This is a genomic window from Streptomyces sp. NPDC058284 (assembly GCF_042881135.1).
In the GTDB taxonomy this organism is placed as follows: domain Bacteria; phylum Actinomycetota; class Actinomycetes; order Streptomycetales; family Streptomycetaceae; genus Streptomyces.
The window spans coordinates 38,041-54,543 of sequence record NZ_JBHVYE010000011.1 but is presented as its reverse complement, the minus strand read 5'-3'; the positions used below and the strand labels follow the sequence as shown (position 1 = coordinate 54,543).

13 protein-coding genes are annotated in these 16,503 nt (G+C 71.3%); 11 read left to right on the top strand and 2 right to left on the bottom strand.

Going from position 1 to position 16,503, the window contains the following annotated elements; all coding sequences use genetic code 11:
- Window positions 1–8 precede the first annotated feature (8 nt).
- Complete coding sequence (locus ACFVYR_RS17395; protein ID WP_384259923.1) at window positions 9–464, bottom strand: DUF4307 domain-containing protein; 456 nt, start codon at window positions 462–464, stop codon at window positions 9–11.
- A gap of 138 nt (window positions 465–602) precedes the next feature.
- Between ACFVYR_RS17395 and mca the strand changes: the two genes are divergently transcribed.
- Both mca and ACFVYR_RS17385 read left to right on the top strand, forming a co-directional pair.
- Window positions 603–1,463, top strand: a complete 861-nt coding sequence (gene mca / locus ACFVYR_RS17390) for a mycothiol conjugate amidase Mca (protein ID WP_384260012.1) — start codon at window positions 603–605, stop codon at window positions 1,461–1,463.
- 19 nt (window positions 1,464–1,482) lie between these two features.
- Window positions 1,483–1,686 carry a hypothetical protein gene (locus tag ACFVYR_RS17385; RefSeq protein ID WP_384260014.1) on the top strand — a complete coding sequence of 68 codons (204 nt, stop codon included), beginning with the start codon at window positions 1,483–1,485 and terminating at the stop codon, window positions 1,684–1,686.
- 722 nt (window positions 1,687–2,408) lie between these two features.
- On the opposite strand, the gene ACFVYR_RS17380 is transcribed toward ACFVYR_RS17385, so the two are convergent.
- The gene (locus ACFVYR_RS17380; RefSeq protein ID WP_384259925.1) at window positions 2,409–5,657 is read right to left on the bottom strand and encodes an AAA family ATPase; all 3,249 of its coding nucleotides are present in this window, start codon (window positions 5,655–5,657) and stop codon (window positions 2,409–2,411) included.
- Between the two features lie 827 nt (window positions 5,658–6,484).
- Between ACFVYR_RS17380 and ACFVYR_RS17375 the strand changes: the two genes are divergently transcribed.
- Genes ACFVYR_RS17375 through ACFVYR_RS17335 form a run of 9 tightly spaced genes read left to right on the top strand, consistent with a single transcriptional unit; the run spans window position 6,485 to window position 16,495 of the window.
- Window positions 6,485–7,834, top strand: coding sequence for a TrpB-like pyridoxal phosphate-dependent enzyme (locus tag ACFVYR_RS17375; RefSeq protein ID WP_384259926.1), 1,350 nt, complete (start codon window positions 6,485–6,487; stop codon window positions 7,832–7,834).
- Window positions 7,831–8,901 (top strand): BtrH N-terminal domain-containing protein, encoded by a 1,071-nt coding sequence (locus ACFVYR_RS17370; protein ID WP_384259929.1) that lies wholly within the window; start codon window positions 7,831–7,833, stop codon window positions 8,899–8,901. The genes ACFVYR_RS17375 and ACFVYR_RS17370 overlap by 4 nt, the downstream gene beginning before the upstream one ends.
- A 5-nt stretch (window positions 8,902–8,906) precedes the next feature.
- Complete coding sequence (locus ACFVYR_RS17365) at window positions 8,907–11,060, top strand: molybdopterin-dependent oxidoreductase (protein WP_384259932.1); 2,154 nt, start codon at window positions 8,907–8,909, stop codon at window positions 11,058–11,060.
- The gene (locus ACFVYR_RS17360; protein WP_384259934.1) at window positions 11,038–11,724 is read left to right on the top strand and encodes a class I SAM-dependent methyltransferase; all 687 of its coding nucleotides are present in this window, start codon (window positions 11,038–11,040) and stop codon (window positions 11,722–11,724) included. The genes ACFVYR_RS17365 and ACFVYR_RS17360 overlap by 23 nt, the downstream gene beginning before the upstream one ends.
- Complete coding sequence (locus ACFVYR_RS17355; protein ID WP_384259936.1) at window positions 11,721–12,404, top strand: hypothetical protein; 684 nt, start codon at window positions 11,721–11,723, stop codon at window positions 12,402–12,404. The genes ACFVYR_RS17360 and ACFVYR_RS17355 overlap by 4 nt, the downstream gene beginning before the upstream one ends.
- Window positions 12,401–13,372, top strand: coding sequence for a BtrH N-terminal domain-containing protein (locus tag ACFVYR_RS17350; RefSeq protein ID WP_384259939.1), 972 nt, complete (start codon window positions 12,401–12,403; stop codon window positions 13,370–13,372). Before ACFVYR_RS17355 ends, ACFVYR_RS17350 begins: the two co-directional genes overlap by 4 nt.
- Window positions 13,369–14,742 carry a phenylacetate--CoA ligase family protein gene (locus ACFVYR_RS17345; RefSeq protein WP_384259941.1) on the top strand — a complete coding sequence of 458 codons (1,374 nt, stop codon included), beginning with the start codon at window positions 13,369–13,371 and terminating at the stop codon, window positions 14,740–14,742. The genes ACFVYR_RS17350 and ACFVYR_RS17345 overlap by 4 nt, the downstream gene beginning before the upstream one ends.
- Window positions 14,739–14,984 (top strand): ferredoxin, encoded by a 246-nt coding sequence (locus ACFVYR_RS17340; protein ID WP_384259944.1) that lies wholly within the window; start codon window positions 14,739–14,741, stop codon window positions 14,982–14,984. The genes ACFVYR_RS17345 and ACFVYR_RS17340 overlap by 4 nt, the downstream gene beginning before the upstream one ends.
- 5 nt (window positions 14,985–14,989) lie before the next feature.
- Complete coding sequence (locus ACFVYR_RS17335) at window positions 14,990–16,495, top strand: hypothetical protein (protein WP_384259946.1); 1,506 nt, start codon at window positions 14,990–14,992, stop codon at window positions 16,493–16,495.
- The last annotated feature ends 8 nt before the right edge of the window (window positions 16,496–16,503 follow it).

The following is a 16,503-nucleotide window of genomic DNA, read 5'->3' as shown; positions in this document are numbered from 1 at the left end:
AGCCGGTCTCAGTCGGCGTGGCAGCCGAGCAGCTCGACGTTGGTGGCCTTGCTCGTCGTACGCAGTGTGACGACCTTGTCGATACGGCCCGTGCGCTGGTCGAAGCGGAAGTCCGCGCGGCCCACCTCGGCGCCGGACTCGGCCTGGGAGCGCAGGGTGCAGTAGCCGCGCGCGTCGGCGTCCTTGCGTACTTCCAGGTGTGCCTCGACGGCGTGGTCCGAGACGACGTCGAACTTGATGACCTCGCCGCTGACCTTCGTACCGTTGATGTAGTCGTAGCCGAACCAGCCGACGACGCCGAGCAGCAGCACGCCGAGCACCGAGCCGATGATCTTCAGCTTGCGGTCGGCCGCTTCGTCGGCCGTGCGCGAGCGGCCGTACCGGCCCTCGGGAGCCCCGCCGGGAAGCCGCTGCGAACGCCCCTCGGGAAGCCCGTCGGGAAGCTTCGAGCCCGCCGCCGCCATGATCGTCCTCCAGGAACAGGGGATGCCGGAATTTTCCGCCCCCCGGTTCCGTCACTATAGAAGCCGCCTGTTGCGCCGCGGCATCGAGGGCGCCCGATAAAACTTGAGGATCGAGTCTTGACTGAGCAGCTTCGATTGATGGCCGTGCACGCCCACCCCGACGACGAGTCGAGCAAGGGCGCGGCCACCATGGCCAAGTACGTGTCCGAGGGGGTGGACGTGCTCGTCGTGACCTGCACGGGCGGTGAGCGCGGCGACATCCTCAACCCCAAGCTCCAGGGTGACGCCTACATCGAGGCGAACATCCACGAGGTCCGCAAGAAGGAGATGGACGAGGCCCGCGCGATCCTCGGCGTCAAGCAGGAGTGGCTCGGCTTCGTCGACTCGGGCCTGCCCGAGGGCGACCCGCTGCCGCCGCTGCCCGAGGGCTGTTTCGCCCTGGAGGACGTCGACAAGGCGGCGGGCGAGCTGGTGCGCCAGATCCGCTCCTTCCGTCCGCAGGTGATCACCACCTACGACGAGAACGGCGGATATCCGCACCCCGACCACATCATGACCCACAAGATCAGCATGGTGGCGTTCGAGGGCGCGGCGGACGCCGAGAAGTACCCGGAGAGCGAGTACGGCCCGGCCTTCCAGCCCCAGAAGCTCTACTACAACCAGGGCTTCAACCGGCCGCGCACCGAGGCGCTGCACCACGCGCTGCTCGACCGCGGCATGGAGTCGCCGTACGGGGACTGGCTCAAGCGCTGGGACGAGTCCGAGCGGGCCGAGCGCACGCTGACCACACACGTGCCGTGCGCCGACTTCTACGAGACCCGTGACAAGGCGCTGATCGCGCACGCCACGCAGATCGACCCGGACGGCGGCTGGTTCCGCGTGCCGATGGAGATCCAGAAGGAGGTCTGGCCCACCGAGGAGTACGAGCTCGCGAAGTCGCTCGTCGATACTTCCCTCCCCGAGGACGACCTCTTCGCGGGCATCCGCGACAATGCCTAGCGTGAACGCACATCTGGCAATGACGCACCTCGTCCCTCTCGCCAAGGAGGTCGACGACGACAAGGTGACCCCCGGCGTGCTGGGCTTCATCGTCTTCGCGGTGATGGCCCTGGCCGTCTGGGGCCTGATGAAGTCGATGAGCAAGCACATGCGGAAGGTCGACTTCAAGGAACCGGAAGCGGAAGCGGAAGCCGGGTCGGAGAAGGAGTCGGCAAAGCCCTGATGCCGCTCCGGGCCGCAGCGCCCGGAGTGCCGCACGGGGCCTGTCCGTGGACGTATACGCGCGAGAGTCGCGGGGCCTCGATGAGACGGCCGCCGCCGCTCATGGGCGCGGCGGCGACCGTCAGGTGCGCGAGGTGGCGGGCTCCCCTCCGACGCCTCCCCGCGCGGGTGTCCTCCGAGGCCGGCAGGAAGCGGGAGTTTCCTGACCGGGCACCTGGAGAACGGCGGCTGGAGCCGTGTCGTCGGCGATGCGGCCCCAGCAGGCCTTGTCTGGTGCGACCGTGCGCGACCCGGGGTCTGGGAGCCGTGGCGAGGGGGCCCGGACCGCGACAGGCGTACGGGCTCCGTCCCTCTGTACGTGAGGGTAGAGCGAGGGCGGCACCGGTGGGAATGGCGCCCGGGGGTTCTGGGCGTGTCCTGTCCGGAAAGAGACGCTGTCGTACGTGTCCGCGCGGGGTGCCGGGGGCTTCGTGGCGTAGAGGAATTGCGCTCCGCCGTGGCCTGTGCGGTGCCTGTGCGTGGAGGACTGTGGAGGCAGGGCGTGCCGCTCGCGTACAGCTCCCCTCCCCGGGCGGTGTGGCCCGACCATGGGCGCCGGTGCTGCGGGAATGTGTCGGTGCCCATGGCGTCGGGACGACGCGGGATTTTCTGCTGCGGGGCCGTCGTGGTTGTTCGCGCAGTTCCCCGCGCCCCTAGGGGGCCCGAGCCTGCGCCCAGGAGCTCTCAGTCCTGCTCCGGTACCGGTACGCCCATCACCTCGCGGGCGTGGCGGTTCGGGACCATGCCCAGGCGCCAGGCCTGCCAGCCTGTCTCCAGGTCGGCGCCCCGGTCCAGGAGGAGGGCGTACGCCTGGACGTAGTCGGCGAGCTTGCCGTCGCGGGCGGGGTGGGTGGCCCGGGCGAGTTGGCTGAGTTCTTCCTGGGCGACGGCCGTGCCGATCTCCCAGCCGCCCGGTGAGCCGTACGGCAGCAGCGTGCAGCGCAGGAAGCGGGCCCAGTCCTCGCCGCGGCGGTCGCCGTAGGAGGTGAAGAGGGTGATCGCCTCGTCGCACAGGGCGAGCGCCTGCTGCGTGCGGGTGTTGCCCGCGTCCACGACCGCCAGCTCCAGGCAGGTCCAGGCCTCGCCGTGCGCGACGCCTATGCGCTGGAAGTCGGCGCGGGCGTCCACGAGGAGCTGGCGGGCGAAGCCGGAGTTGCGCAGCGAACCGGTCTGGGCGGCGCGCTGGTCGCGGGTCACGCGCGCCGAATGGTGCCGGGCGCACGCCAGCCCGTACACGTCCCGCATCCGGGAGAACATCGTGCGGGCCCGCTCCAGCTCCCGCACCGCCTGGTCGAGGTCGCCGGTCTCCTCGAGGGACTGGCCGAGGTAGTACAGGGACCAGGCCTCGCCGCGCGCGTCGTCGTTGTCGCGGTGCCGGGACACCGCCTGGCGCAGGCCGTCGACGGCGGGGGACGGGTCGCCGTCCACCAGCCGGGCCCGCGCCAGTTGCGTGAGGGCCCAGGCCTCGCCGCGCGCGTCGTGGGTGCGGCCGTACAGGCCGAGGGCGTCGCGCAGTTCGCGTTCCGCGCGGGGTACGTCGCCCAGGCGCAGGCAGAGCTGGCCGAGCTGGAAGTGGGTCCAGGCCTCGCCGTGCACGGAGCCGCTGGCGCGGTGCAGGCCGAGCGCGGTCCGGAGCATGTCGAGGGCGTGCGCCAGGTGCGCGCGGTCCCGTTCGACCGCCGCGAGCGCGTGCAGCGTCCAGGCGCGGTCGCCCGCGAGCTCGTCGGCGGTCTGCAGTTCGAGCGCTTCGGTGAGGCGGGCCGCGGCCTCCGTCAGATTGCCCTGGTGGTGCAGGGTGATGCCGAGGGAGCCGAGCGCGCGGGCGGCGGCCGCGTCCTGGTGGGCCTCGAAGTACAGGTCGACGACGGAGTTCAGGGTCGTGCGCGACTGGTCGAGCTCGCCGAGCTGACGGGCCGCGATGCCGGTGCGCCACTGCACGCTGCGGCCGAGCAGGCCCTGGTCGATGGCCTGGGTGAGTTCGTTGATCTCGCCGAGGCGGTAGAGGTCGCCGCGCAGCAGGCAGTAGTCGCACAGGGCGCCGAGGAGGTTGAGTACGGCCTGCTGGTCGACGCCTTCCGCGTACCGCAGGGCCGCCGTGATGAACGTCGACTCGTCGTCCAGCCAGCGCAGGGCCGCGTCGAGGGAGGCGAAACCGTGCTGCCCGAACTGGTCGGCGCGCGTGGACGTCTTGCCGTCGACCAGGCGGATCACCGTGTCGGCGAGCTCGCCGTAGCTGGCGATGAGGCGCTCCTGCGCGGCCGTGCGCTCGGCGGGCTCCTCCTCGTCGAGGAGGCGGGCCCGCGCGAAGGTGCGCACCAGGTCGTGCAGGCGGTAGCGGCTGGCCGCCGACGCGGCCGCGCCCTCCACGTGGCTGCGGGGCCGCGGCAGGTCGACCAGGCCCGCCCGGGAGAGCGCCGTCAGCTGCCGGGCCGCCTCCTGCTCGTCCGTGCCGAGCAGCGCCGCCGCGGCGGCGGCGCCCAGCGAGGCGCGCCCGGCCAGTGCCAGGCGGCGCAGGAGCCGGCGGGCGGGCTCGGACTGGTCGGCGTAGCGCAGCCACAGGACGCGCTCGACCGGGGCCACCTTGTCGCCGGGCCCGTAGGCCGACAGGTCGGCGGCAAGCCCGCGCGGCGTACGCGGCCCGAGGGAGGAGCCCGCGGCGCGCAGCGCCAGCGGCAGGCCGCCGCACAACTCCCGTACCGCGTCGCCGGATTCGGCGTCGTAGGGTCCCGAGAGGTCCTCGGCGGACTCCCGGAGCAGCTGCTCCGCCGCCGCCTCGTCCAGCGCGTCGACCGGCAGCCGGTGCACCCAGGCGGGCAGGTCGTCGGGGAGCTCCAGGGGCTCTCTCGCGGTGATGAGCACGAGGCTGTCCGAGCGCTCCGGGATCAGGGTGCGGATCTGCTCGACGTCGGCGGCGTCGTCGAGGACGATCGTCACCGGCAGGCCCGTCAGGTACTGGTGGTAGAGCTCGCTGAGCCGTTTGACCTGCTGTTCCTGCGAGGACCGCTCGCGGAAGAGCAACTGCTCGCGCGGGGCGCCCAAACGGTTCAGCAAATGCAGCAGGGCGTCGCGCGTGGACAGCGGGGTGTCCTCGGGGGCGTCGCCGCGCAGGTCCACCACGCACGCGCCGCGGAACTGGTCCCGCAGCTCGTGCGCGGCCCGCACCGCGAGCGAGGTCCGTCCCGAGCCGGGCACGCCGTGCAGTACGACGATCGTGGGCCGGGTGTCGGTGCTGGCGCGCGCCGCGTGCACCCACTGGGCGATCCGGCCCAGTTCGACCCGGCGGCCCACGAACGGGGCCGCGGTCTCGGCGAGTTGGCCGAAGGACTGCTGGAGCACGCTGCGCCGCCGTGCCGCCGCGCTCTTGTCCGTGCCGCGCAGCTGGGGCGTGGTCTTCTTCGTCGTACCGGTCGATGCGGCCAGGACCCGCTGCTGGTCGAGGAAGGGCCGGATGCCGCGCACCTCAAGGGCGGTCAGCCACTGCAGCCGGAGCTGCTCGGGGCCGCCCGGCCTGCTGAGCTCGCCCGCGCGGCGGCTGGCCGCGGGGACGTGGGCGGCCGTCACCTTCAGGACGGTCGCCGCCGCGCCCGCGACGGCGACGACCGCGCCGGTGCCGAGGGCCGTGCCGACGCTCGTACCGAAGGACAGGTCGGACACACCGGCCGCGAGGGCGGCAACCACCGCCACGAGCACGGGAGTTCCGGCGCCGTCCTTCGCGTACCGCTGGCCGAAGCTGAGCCGGCCCACGTCCGCCGCGTCGAGCGCGCTCGTGTAGCTCTCGTACTCCTCGGCCGCCGTCTGCGCCATGGCGTCCAGCGCGCCGCGTGCCCGCGAGAGCAGGACGCTCCCGTCGACGCGCCCGCCCGAGCGCCTGACCTCGTCCTCAACGGCCCGTGCCAACAGCCGCTCGGCCTCGGCCCGATGGCTGTCCCGCATATGGGTTCCCCCTCCGAGAGCAACAGTTGCCTGCGGTCACAAGTGTCCTGCGTACGGGGCCCGGGCGCGAGGGTGTCCGGTCGGCCCGGCGCGATCAGCGGGCGGATACGCGTCAATAACAACTCGAACTGACGTCTTCCGCATGAGCCCTATTCCGCGCGGATGTCCGGGTCCTGCGTCAATGTCCACCCATATCGGGAGAGTGGCCCACCGGTGCGGCGGCGCGATGAATGGAAGTCGATTATCCGGATGGTGTCCGAGGTGACCTTCCCTGCGGCCACCGGCGCGTCCTTCCGGGAACCGGGCGGGCGCTGATTCCGCTTGGAGAGGCGCGGTGAAGAAATCACCGGGGAAACGGTGCGTGCGGGGACGGTCAAATACTGGTTTTACTTGCAACCGTAATTCATTTTCGTTTCAATGGCTGATTGTGTGCGCCATGTATGTGGGAATCGCGGGGGTGGCTGCATTATTGCGGCACTTTTCGGCTCGGCGTCGCGGCGGGCTCGGTTGAGACTTCGCGGCGGGGGCGGTTGACGATCTTTCTCAGGAGGACGTCGAGTTCCACGGCGGCACAGGCGTACCGGCCCAGTGGATCAACGGCTTGGTGTTCCCGGTGGCCAGTGGTGCGAGTGGGCCCAGTAGTTGCGCTTTGAATGAGAAATAGAATCCGACGCTCCGGTGTGTTCCGGGGAATCGCGACCCCAAATTCGAAGATCAAAGACTATGCCCGCCGCACGGGACGCGGTTTTTTTCGCTCCCCTCTTGACGCCGGGTTAAGCGCTCTGTAATCGTGCTCTGCATTCCAGAGCTGGGATCACGGGGGGCGCATGTCGAGCAATGTTCGATTTCCTATTGATGCGGAATACGGCGCTCAGCCGGGACCTGCTTCCATCCCGCTTCCCACTCACTGGTACCACTTCCTGCCCGATCTGCCGGCGCCGTTACCGCCCGTCAGGGACGAGCTGACGCCGTCCGCGGCAGAGATCGCGCGGCAGGTGAGGCCGGCGGCGCTGCTCGACCAGGACAGGCCGTCCGACCAGTGGGTTCCCATACCCGAGCCGGTCGCCGACTGGCTGCGGCACATCGGCCGCCCCACCCCGCTCCACCGGGCGAAGGCGCTGGAATCCGCACTCGGGACCAGCGCCCGCATCTACCTCAAGCGCGAGGACGTCCTGCCGACGGGGAGTTTCAAGCTCAACTCCGCCGTGGCGCAGGCGTACTACGCGGCCGAAGAGGGCCGCACGACGCTGATCAGCGAGACGGGCGCGGGGCAGTGGGGGATGAGCGTGGCGCTGGCCGCCTCCCTGCTCGGCCTCGACTCCGAGATCTTCATGGTGCGCTGCTCGCTGGCCCAGAAGCCCTACCGCCGCCACTACATGGAACTCCTCGGGGCCACGGTCCACGCGTCCCCGTCCCCCGACACGAAGTTCGGCCGGCAACTGCTCGCGCGGACGCCCGACCACCCGGGAAGCCTGGGCACGGCCATCAGCGACGCCATCCAGCACGCACTCGACGCCGGGCCCGGGGCCGCCTACCTGTCCGGCAGCGGAGTGCCCCACGTATACCTGCACCAGACCCTCCTCGGCCTTGAGGTGCAGGCACAACTGGCGGCGCTGGAGGAGCCGATCGGGGTTCCCGGGCGCGGCGACCACCTCATCGCGTGCTCCGGTGGCGGCAGCAATCTGTGCGGCCTCATCGGACCCTTCCTCCGCCAGGCCAACGCCGCGGGAAGTGAACTGCGTCTCCTCGCCGCCGAATCCACGGCGGCGCCACGCCTCACGGCGGGGCGCTACCAGTACGGCCGCTCCGACCTCGCCGGACTCACCCCCGAGGTCCTTGGGTACTCGATGGGCCCCGACTTCATCCCGCCGCCGGTGCACACGGCCGGGCTGCGCAACCACCACAGCTCCAGCGCGGTCAGCCTGCTGCGCCACGAGGGCCTGCTCGACGCGGTGGCGATCGGGGAGAAGCGGGCGCTCGAAGCGGGGCGTCTGGTCCTGCGGACCGAGGGGTTCCTGCTCGCGCCGGAGTCCACGCACGCGGTCGCGGCGGCCATCGAGGTGGCGGCGCGGGCCAAGGAGGCCGACGCGGACCCGGTCCTCGTGGTCCTTGCCAGCGGCTCGGGCCTGCTCGACCTGCAGAGCTACGGCGACGTGCTGTCGGGCGGCGTCCGATGACCGCGGCCTCCCGCGCGGCGGCCAAGCCGCGGGGCACGATGCTGGAGGGCTTCTCACCGGTGCCGGGCGTGCACTGCGAGACGACCATGCTCAACAACATGCTGCGGTACGCCGGGATCGACGTCTCGGAGGCCCTGGTGTTCGGCCTGGGCCGGGGCATCGACTCCCAGTTCTTCCCGCCGCCCCCGCACGCGGGCGTTCCCCCGATGCTCACGGGGCGCGTCGAGCCGGGACGTATCGCCGCGGACGCCTGCGCCGCCATGGGCCTGGACCTGGTCGTCGCGCAGGACGCCGATGACGCCGCCGCTCACGCGCGGGCCGTCGCCGCGCTGTCGGCGGGCAACGTCGTGGGCGTCACCGTCGACATCTTCCACCTGGACTACTTCGCGTCGAAGGCCCACTTCTCGGCCCACTGCATCGCGCTGCACGGAATCGACGCCGCCACCGCGTACGTGGCCGACACCGCGCAGCAGGGCGGCGCCCAGCGACTGCCGTTGCAGTCCTTCACCCGCGCCCGCGCCTCCGACGAGGGCTTCATGCCGTCCCCCCGCCTGCACTGGCACCTCGACGGCGGCCGTGACGCGCCGGCGGACAAGGTGGTGGCTCTCGCCCCGCAGGTGTGGCCCGCCATCCACGGCGCCGCCGTCCGCTACCTCGACCGGCGGCGCGGAGACGACCGGGGGATTCTCGCCCTGCGCCGGGCGGCCGAGGAACTGCCGGACTGGCAGCGGCTGCCGCGCAGCGAGGTGATGATCCCCGAGACCGCCCGGTTCTGGCGGTTCGCGGGGACCGGTGGCACCAACTTCCGTGGCCTGTACGGGGAGTTCCTCACCGAGGCCCACGCCCTGACCGGCGACGCGGAGCTGCTGCCGGGCCTTGCGCGGTTCGAGGGAATCGTCTCGGCGTGGACGGGGCTCATCGACCACCTGACCGGCTACCCCGGAGCGGCGAGCCGTTCCGCCCACCTGAAGGACGCCGCCGCGCGGCTCCACTCCATCGCCGACGCCGAGGAAGCCGCCTTCGGCGAGCTCGCGGAACTGGCCCGAGACCGGGTCGGAGCGGTGTGAACGGCATGAACCACGGAACCACCACGGTGAAGACCGTGTGCCGCATGTGCCACGGCGGGTGCGGCGCACTCGTGGAGCTCACCGACGGCAGGCCGACCGGCATCTCCGGCGACCCGGAGAGCCCGACGAGCCGCGGCTACTTCTGCATCAAGGGCAAGGCCTCCCTCGACCTCCTCGAAAGCCCGGACCGGCTCCGCACCCCACTGGTCAGGACCGGGCCCCGCGGCAGCGGTTCCTTCCGTCCGGTCGGCTGGGAGGAGGCGCTCGACGAGGTGGCCCGCAACCTCCGCGTGAGCATGGAGAGCTTCGGCCCCGAGTCGGTGGTCCTCGGCCAGGGCACCGACCGCAACTACCAGGAGTGGGTCTTCCGCCTCGCCAACGCCATCGGCACGCCCAACGTGGTCGGACCGGCCCACGTGTGCTTCTACCCGCGCGTCATGGCGTCGATCCTCACCTACGGAGGCTTCACCTTCTGCGACTACGCCGGGGACCCGGAGGTGATCCTGCTCTGGGGCAGCAACAAGCTCAACACGCACTCCGACGGGGTCATCGGCGTCGACCTCATGGGCGCCATCGACCGCGGCAGCCGCCTGGTGGTCGTCGACCCCCGGCGCACCAGGACCGCCGAGCGGGCCGCCCTCCACCTCCAGCTGAAGCCGGGCACCGACGCGGCGCTCGCGCTCGGCCTCGTCCACCTGCTGATCGCCCGCGGCTGGTACGACGAGGAGTTCGTCGCCCGGCACACCTCCGGCTTCGAGGAGCTGGAGCGGGGGATCCGCGCGTACGACCCCGTCACCGTGTCCCGCATCACCGGCCTCGGACCGGAACTCATCGAGGCGGCGGCCGAGATGTACGGCCGGGCGTCCCGCGCGTGCGTCGAGGCGGGCACGGGTGTCTCGCAGAGCGACAACGCCTTCGACACCCACCGGGCGATAGCCGTCCTCTCCGCGCTCTCCGGGAACCTCGACGCCCCCGGCGGGGACCTCATCTGGGACCCCATGCCCGTCGAAGGGCGCCGGGCGTTCCCGAGGTCCGACCTGCTCGGTGAGGACCAGGCGGCCAAACGGATCGGCGGCGCCGCCCACAAGGTGCTCTCGATGTCGGGCTGGGTGGCGCCGGGCGACCTCCAGGAAGCGATCCTCAGCGACAGCCCGTACCACGTCAGCTCCATGGTGGTCTTCGGATCCAACCCGCTGGTCTCCCACGAGAACGCGGCGGCCACCGAGGCCGCGCTGACCAAGCTGGACTTCCTGGCGGTCGCGGACATGTTCATGACGCCGACCGCGCGCCTCGCCGACGTCGTGCTCCCCGCCTCCTCGTGGCTGGAGCGCGACCAGATCGTGGAGTTCAACTCCTACATCGCGGCGCGGCAGCGCGTCGCGACGGTGGAGGGCGCCAGGTCCGACGAGGAGATGATCCTCGACCTGGCCCGGCGGCTCGATCTGGAGCAGCACTTCTACCCGGGTCTTGAGGAGGCCCTGGACGCCAAGCTGAGCGGCATCGGCCTGACGTGGCAGCAGTTCAAGAAGGTCGGCCACCTCCCCAACACCAAGCGGTACCGCAAGTACGAGACGGCCGGCTTCCGCACCCGTTCCGGACGGGTGGACCTGGCCCACCGGGGGCTCGAGGCCATGGGGTACGACGCGGTCCCGACGTTCAAGGCGCCGCCGTCCACCACGGACGCGCTGCCGTACGTCATGACCAGCGCCCACAACCTGCAGTTCTTCAACACCGAGTTCCGCCAGCTCCCCACCACGGCGCGCCGCTACCGGGAACCGCGCGTGACGATCCACCCCCGCGCCGCCGAGGCCCTGGAGGTGGGCGACGGGGACCAGGTGGAGATCTACCGGGACCCGGAGCGGCCCGGTGTGGTGATGGCGGTCAACGTCTCCGACGCGGTGGCACCCGACGTGATCGTCGCCGACGCCGGGTGGTGGTACCCGGGCGAGGCGGACATCGCCGCCGCCACCCGGTCGTCGGTCAACCGGATCACGAGCGGCGAGCGCCGCGACAAGTACATGGGCAGCGCGATGCTGCGCGGCCTGCCCGTCGGGCTGCGCCCGGCCGTGGCGGCGGAGCCAGGAACAGCGAAAGAGGCAAGGGCAGAGGCAGGGGCCGAAGTGGGAGGTGGTGCGCATGGCGGGCATTCGACGCACTGAACGGGTCCACGAGACCGAAGTCGGTCTGCAGGGCGATGAGTTGGCGCTCAAGTACGACGACATGCAGCGCCACATCCGGGACCGGGGATGGCTGCAGGAGAAGGTCGACAGCGTCCTGGAAGCGGGCATCGACTCCGGACGCGTACTCGAAGCGGGCTGCGGCCCCGGACTGCTCGGCCTCGAATGGCTCAGCCAGAGCTCGGGAGACTGCACCCTGGTCGGCGTCGACATCTCCCCGGCCATGCTCGACAGGGCGCGCGCCAACGCGAGCGCCTACGCGTTCTCGCACCGCACCGACTACACCGCAGGCAACGTCCTGGACCTGCCGTTCCCCGACGCGTCCTTCGACCACGCCTTCAGCGCCGCGTCGCTGCACGAGTGGTCCGACCCGGTCAGAGCGTTGCAGGAGATCGTCCGCCTCGTGCGGCCCGGCGGCGCGTTCTGCGTCTCCGACCTGCGCAGGGACATCGACCGGACCACGTTCCAGTTCATGAAGGCCAACATCGCCGTCGACATGCGTCCCGGCTTCCGTACGTCAGTCCAGTCCGCGTACACGGTCCCCGAAGCCGTCGATCTGCTGAAGCGAGCCGGAATCCACGCGGACAGCGTGACGGCGGTGCAGATGGGTCTCGTCATCGTGGGACGGAAGGAGAAGGAGTCATGACCGCAGCCACAGGCCGTCATCCGTCCGCCCACCGCGGAGAAGCGGGCGCGTTCCCGTCCGACCCCGAATTCGCCGACGTCTGGCGCGAAGTGCTCGCCGAGTCCGCGTCCTGGAACGAGGCCGACTGCGCCTCGTACCTGCGGAGCTGGTGCGGCCACGCGCCCAAGGACGTCACCGAGCGGTTCGCCGGCGTGAACCACATCGGCGTCTACCTCGGCGACTACGCCAGTGACGACGAGGTGTTCCGCTGGCACGCGTACCTGGAGGGCCTGCGGAGCGCCGGAGAGATCTCCTCCGTCGAGATGGGCCCCTCCTACATCGCGCCCCGGCAGTACGGAACGCCCGGCTGGTGGCTCTCGGTGGCGCTGCCCGACGGCCGGGTGATCGAGACCTTCACCTGCCGGTCCTTCGGCGCCTGGCTGGAGCGGCCCGTCGCCGAACGCGGGCGCCTGATGTCGCACGTCGCCCTGGAGGTGTTCGCCGCGGACGACGTCCAGGCGGTCCTCGGCGGCCTCGAGCACGAGGTCGAGCACCTGGAGGCGATCGCGTACACCGAGGCCGACGAGGTGGGCCACACCTACGGGCACCTGCGCAACAACTCCACCCAGTCGGTCCTCGAGGTCGTCTACGACGCCGCGAAGGCGCAGAGCGGCGCGGGCGCGGGGGAGTCGCGACGGTGAACTGGCTATCCGGCGAGCACTGCGAATCGACCACCCTGGCCAACCTGCTGCTGAGCCGCGGCATCGAGGTCAGCGAACCACTGATCTTCGGCCTGGGCCGCGGCATCTCGTTCCTCTACTGGAACTCCAAGCACATGCCCGCCCCGTTCCTCGGCGGCCGCGTCAAGCCCGACCACCTCATCCGCAACGCCACCGGCGCCCTCGGCGTCGAGCTGCTGGAGAGCGAGACCGCCTCGCAGGCCAAGGCCGAGCGGGAACTCCTCGCCGCCCTGGACGCCGGGGAGGCCGTCGGCCTCAAGCTGGACCGCTTCCACCTGGACTACGCCCACGACAGTTTCCACTTCGCCGCCCACTACCTGACGTGCGTCGGGTACACGGCCGAGACGTACACCGTCGTGGAGACCCAGGGGCTCGGGGTGCAGACCACCGGCAGGGCCGCCCTCGCACGGGCGCGGGCGGCGAAGGGCCCGATGAGCTCGCGCAGCCTGTCCTTCCGGCTCGGCAGGAACGGATACGACCCGCGCACCCTGCCCGGCGCGTGCCGCGAGGCCATCGCGGCGACCGCCGCCGACTTCCTCGAACCGCCCATCACCAACATGGGGCACAAGGGGTTCCAGAAGGCCGCCAAGGCGATGCGCGGCTGGTGCGACACGCTCGACGACCCGAGGGCCGCGTTCACCTTCCTGTCCCACAGCATCGAGGACGGCGGCACCGGCGGCGGCTTCTTCCGCACCCTGTGGGCCGACTTCCTCGACGAGGCGGCCGAGCTGGCCGACGAACCGGCCTACGCCTCCGTGGCCCGCACCTACCGCGAACTCTCGACCCGGTGGACACGCGTCGCGGAGCTGCTGCGCGACGAGTCCGAACCGGCCGCGATGCGCAAGGCCGCCGACGAAGCGGCCGTCATCCTGGAGGACCTCGGCCGGGCCGAACGGGACGCCATGTCGAAGCTGGCGGTCACGCCGTGACGACATCGCAGACGGCCCCCGGGGCGGTCCGGACAGCGGACCGGCTGCGCGACGTGATCGGCGCGCGCCGCCGGGTCGCCCGCAAGGTCGCGCACGTCGCGTCCCTGGGCCGCGATGAGCTCGGCCGGTGGGCGGCGGGCGCGCTCGCCGAGACCGTGGCGCACGCGAGCGGGAACTCACCGTTCTACGCGGGCCGCGTACCGCGGTCGCTGGCCGACGCCGTCGCCGCGGACCCCGAGGCGTTCCGCTCGGTGCCCTTCACCACGCGGCAGGACCTCGCCGACGCCTACCCGCTCGGCATGCTGGCGGTCCCCCGGCGCGAGGTGACCCGGTTCGACGAGAGCTCCGGTACGGGCAACGGGCAGTCCATCGCCGCCTTCTTCACGGCCGACGACTGGGTCGAGAACAACCTCATCGTGGCCCACCTCCTCTCGGCGGTCCTCGACAGCTCCGACGTGGTCGCGATCGCCGTCCCCTACGAACTCGCCGGTGTCGGCCAGGACCTGGACCGCGCCCTCGAACTCCTCGGCTGCACGATCGTTCCGCTCGGCGCCGCGTCCCCGTCCTGCCCGCCGGAACGCATGGTGCAGGCCCTGCGGCGCTCCGGCGCTACGGCGCTGATCTGCTCGGGCACCCGCGCCCTCCTGCTCGGCGAGATCGCGCGGCGCGCGGGCATCGACCCCGGCCGGGACCTCGCCGTCAACAAGATCCTGATGGCCGGGGAGGGCGCCTCACCCGCCAAGAAGACGCGCCTCACCGAGCAGTGGGGCGCCGCCACCTACTCGATGTTCGGCATGACCGAGACCAACACGCTCGCCATGTTCTGCGCCCGCCAGGACCTGCATCTGGTCGAGACACGCACGTACTTCGAGATCGTCGACCCCCGGACCGGGGAGCGGCTGCCCGACGGCGAGGCCGGTGAACTGGCCGTGACGACGCTCGCCAGCCGGGCGATGCCCCTGCTGCGCTACCGCACCGGCGACACCTGCCAGATCGAGGCGGCGCCCTGCCCCTGCGGTTCACCGCTGCGCAGGCTGCGGCACCGCGGGCGGCTGGGGGACCGGATCGCGGTCGGCCGGGGTTCGGCCTCGCAGCTGGAGATCGAGGACGTCGTGCTCGGCGCCATGACGACGCCGCCGTACTTCTTCGCCTTCGACGTCGACGGACCCGTACTGGACATCGCGCTGCCCCCCGGCAGCGCGGCCGACCGGCGGACCAGGGACACGATCGCGGCGGAGGCCGACCGCAGGTTCGGGGCCACCACCAGGCTCGGTGTCCTGGACGTCCCGGCCTTCGAGCACGCGCTGCGGACCTCCGCCAAGCCCACCATGCGCAACTTCCTGCGCGCCGCGGAGGAGCGATCACCATGACGGAAGCAGAGCCTCCAGGCCGGCTCCCTCTCGACGGCCGGTTCCACATCGACGACACGTGCATCGACTGTCATCTCTGCCGCGACCTCGCCCCCGACAACTTCGAGGGCGACGACGAGAACGAGATCCACTACGTCCACAAGCAGCCCGAGGACGACGACGAACTCGAATGCGTCCTTGACGCCTACGAGTCGTGTCCCAGCAACTCGATCCGCTACCTGCGAATCTCCACCGAGGAGTGAGCGCGATGACCACACAGGAGTCGCAAGCGTGTCCGGTGCCCACGGTCGCGGTGAGCACCGGACCACCGGACGCCTGCCCCGCGTCGGGACCGCCCGGCAATGAGCTGGGGCCCATCGCGCCCAGCTACGACCACCTGCACCGCATCGACCTGATCGGGGCGGCGAGGGAGGCCTGCCCCACCGAGCCCGGCTCGTACGAGTCCACGGTCCGCGCGGTGTTCCAGGCGGCCGAGGTGTGCCTGCTCAACCTGGCCCGCCTGACCGACCGCGGCCGCAAGGCGGTCAAGGCCCGCGACTACGCGTCCGCCTCCCGCTACATCCAGTGGAGCATGGGCTTCCACCGGCTCCTGCGCGGCCTCGGCAGGGTGAGCCAGGAACTGCAGAGCCTCTCCGGGCGGACCTCCCGCCCCGGGGTGCGTTCGGTGGACATCGCCGAGACCGCGGGATGCCAGGCGTACATCGACGAACTGCGCGCCTTCGACGACGAGGTCCGCTGCTCGCTGCTGGTCAGCGACCCGCTCACGGTGCGGGCCACCATCGCGACCCGCAGCATCGACGACGACCTGTACCGGCTCCTGCACGGCATCCGGATCTGCAGCCACGACGCCACCAAGTGGGAGAGCGACCTCTCCGGCGTGCCGCTGCCGCTCGAAGGAGAGCTGAACACGCTCCTGGCCACGGGCCTCCTCGCCGACGCCGTCGCCGCGACCGAACTCCACCCCGGCACCATGCACGGCGAGTTCGTCGCGCTGCACCAGGTCCCGGAGATCCTCAGCGCGGAGTCCAACGACCACCTGGAGCTGGCCGTACGCGACGTACGGGCACGCACCCTCAGCAGCGCCGCGTCGCACCTGGCGCTCTGCAACGCCGTCCTCGGCCCCATGGTCGAGGCGCAGCGGGTCATGGCGGAGCTGCTCGCCACCGGCGAGTACCACGGCTTCCGGAAGAACCTCGGTCCGGCCAGCGGCACCCACTCCCTTGCGATCAAGCAGCACATGTTCAAGGACCTCTTCAAGCACTTCTGGAACGAGATCTCGGCATGGCTCGGCGCGGCCGGCGAGGGCTCCCTCGAAGACGCGGCCCTGGCGATCGACGCCGAACGGCACAAGGACGCCGACTCCTGGCTCCGTCACCAGCTGCTGCACCAGGCGTTCCGGCTTCACCACACGTACCAGGAGTGGCGGCACGAGCACCTGCACATGCCGCGCAACTGCCTGGGAAGCGGCGGGACCAAGTCGATGATCGGCGTCTCCGACGGCCCCCAGGCCGTCTACAAGATGCGCGACGCCGCCAACGCCCAGCCCTCGCTGACCGCGCTGCACAGGGCGCGCGGCATGAAGCTGACCAGCGTCGTCGACTGCTCCCCGCTCACCGTGCTGCTCACCGATCCCACCTCGGTGGACTCGGAGCTGATGCGGGTCGTCGGTGAGGCCACCCGGGACTACTTCCCCGAGGTCCAGGAGCAGGGCTACCAGCAGTTCCACCTGGGCGCACCCGAGCGAATGCCGTAGGGAGGCGG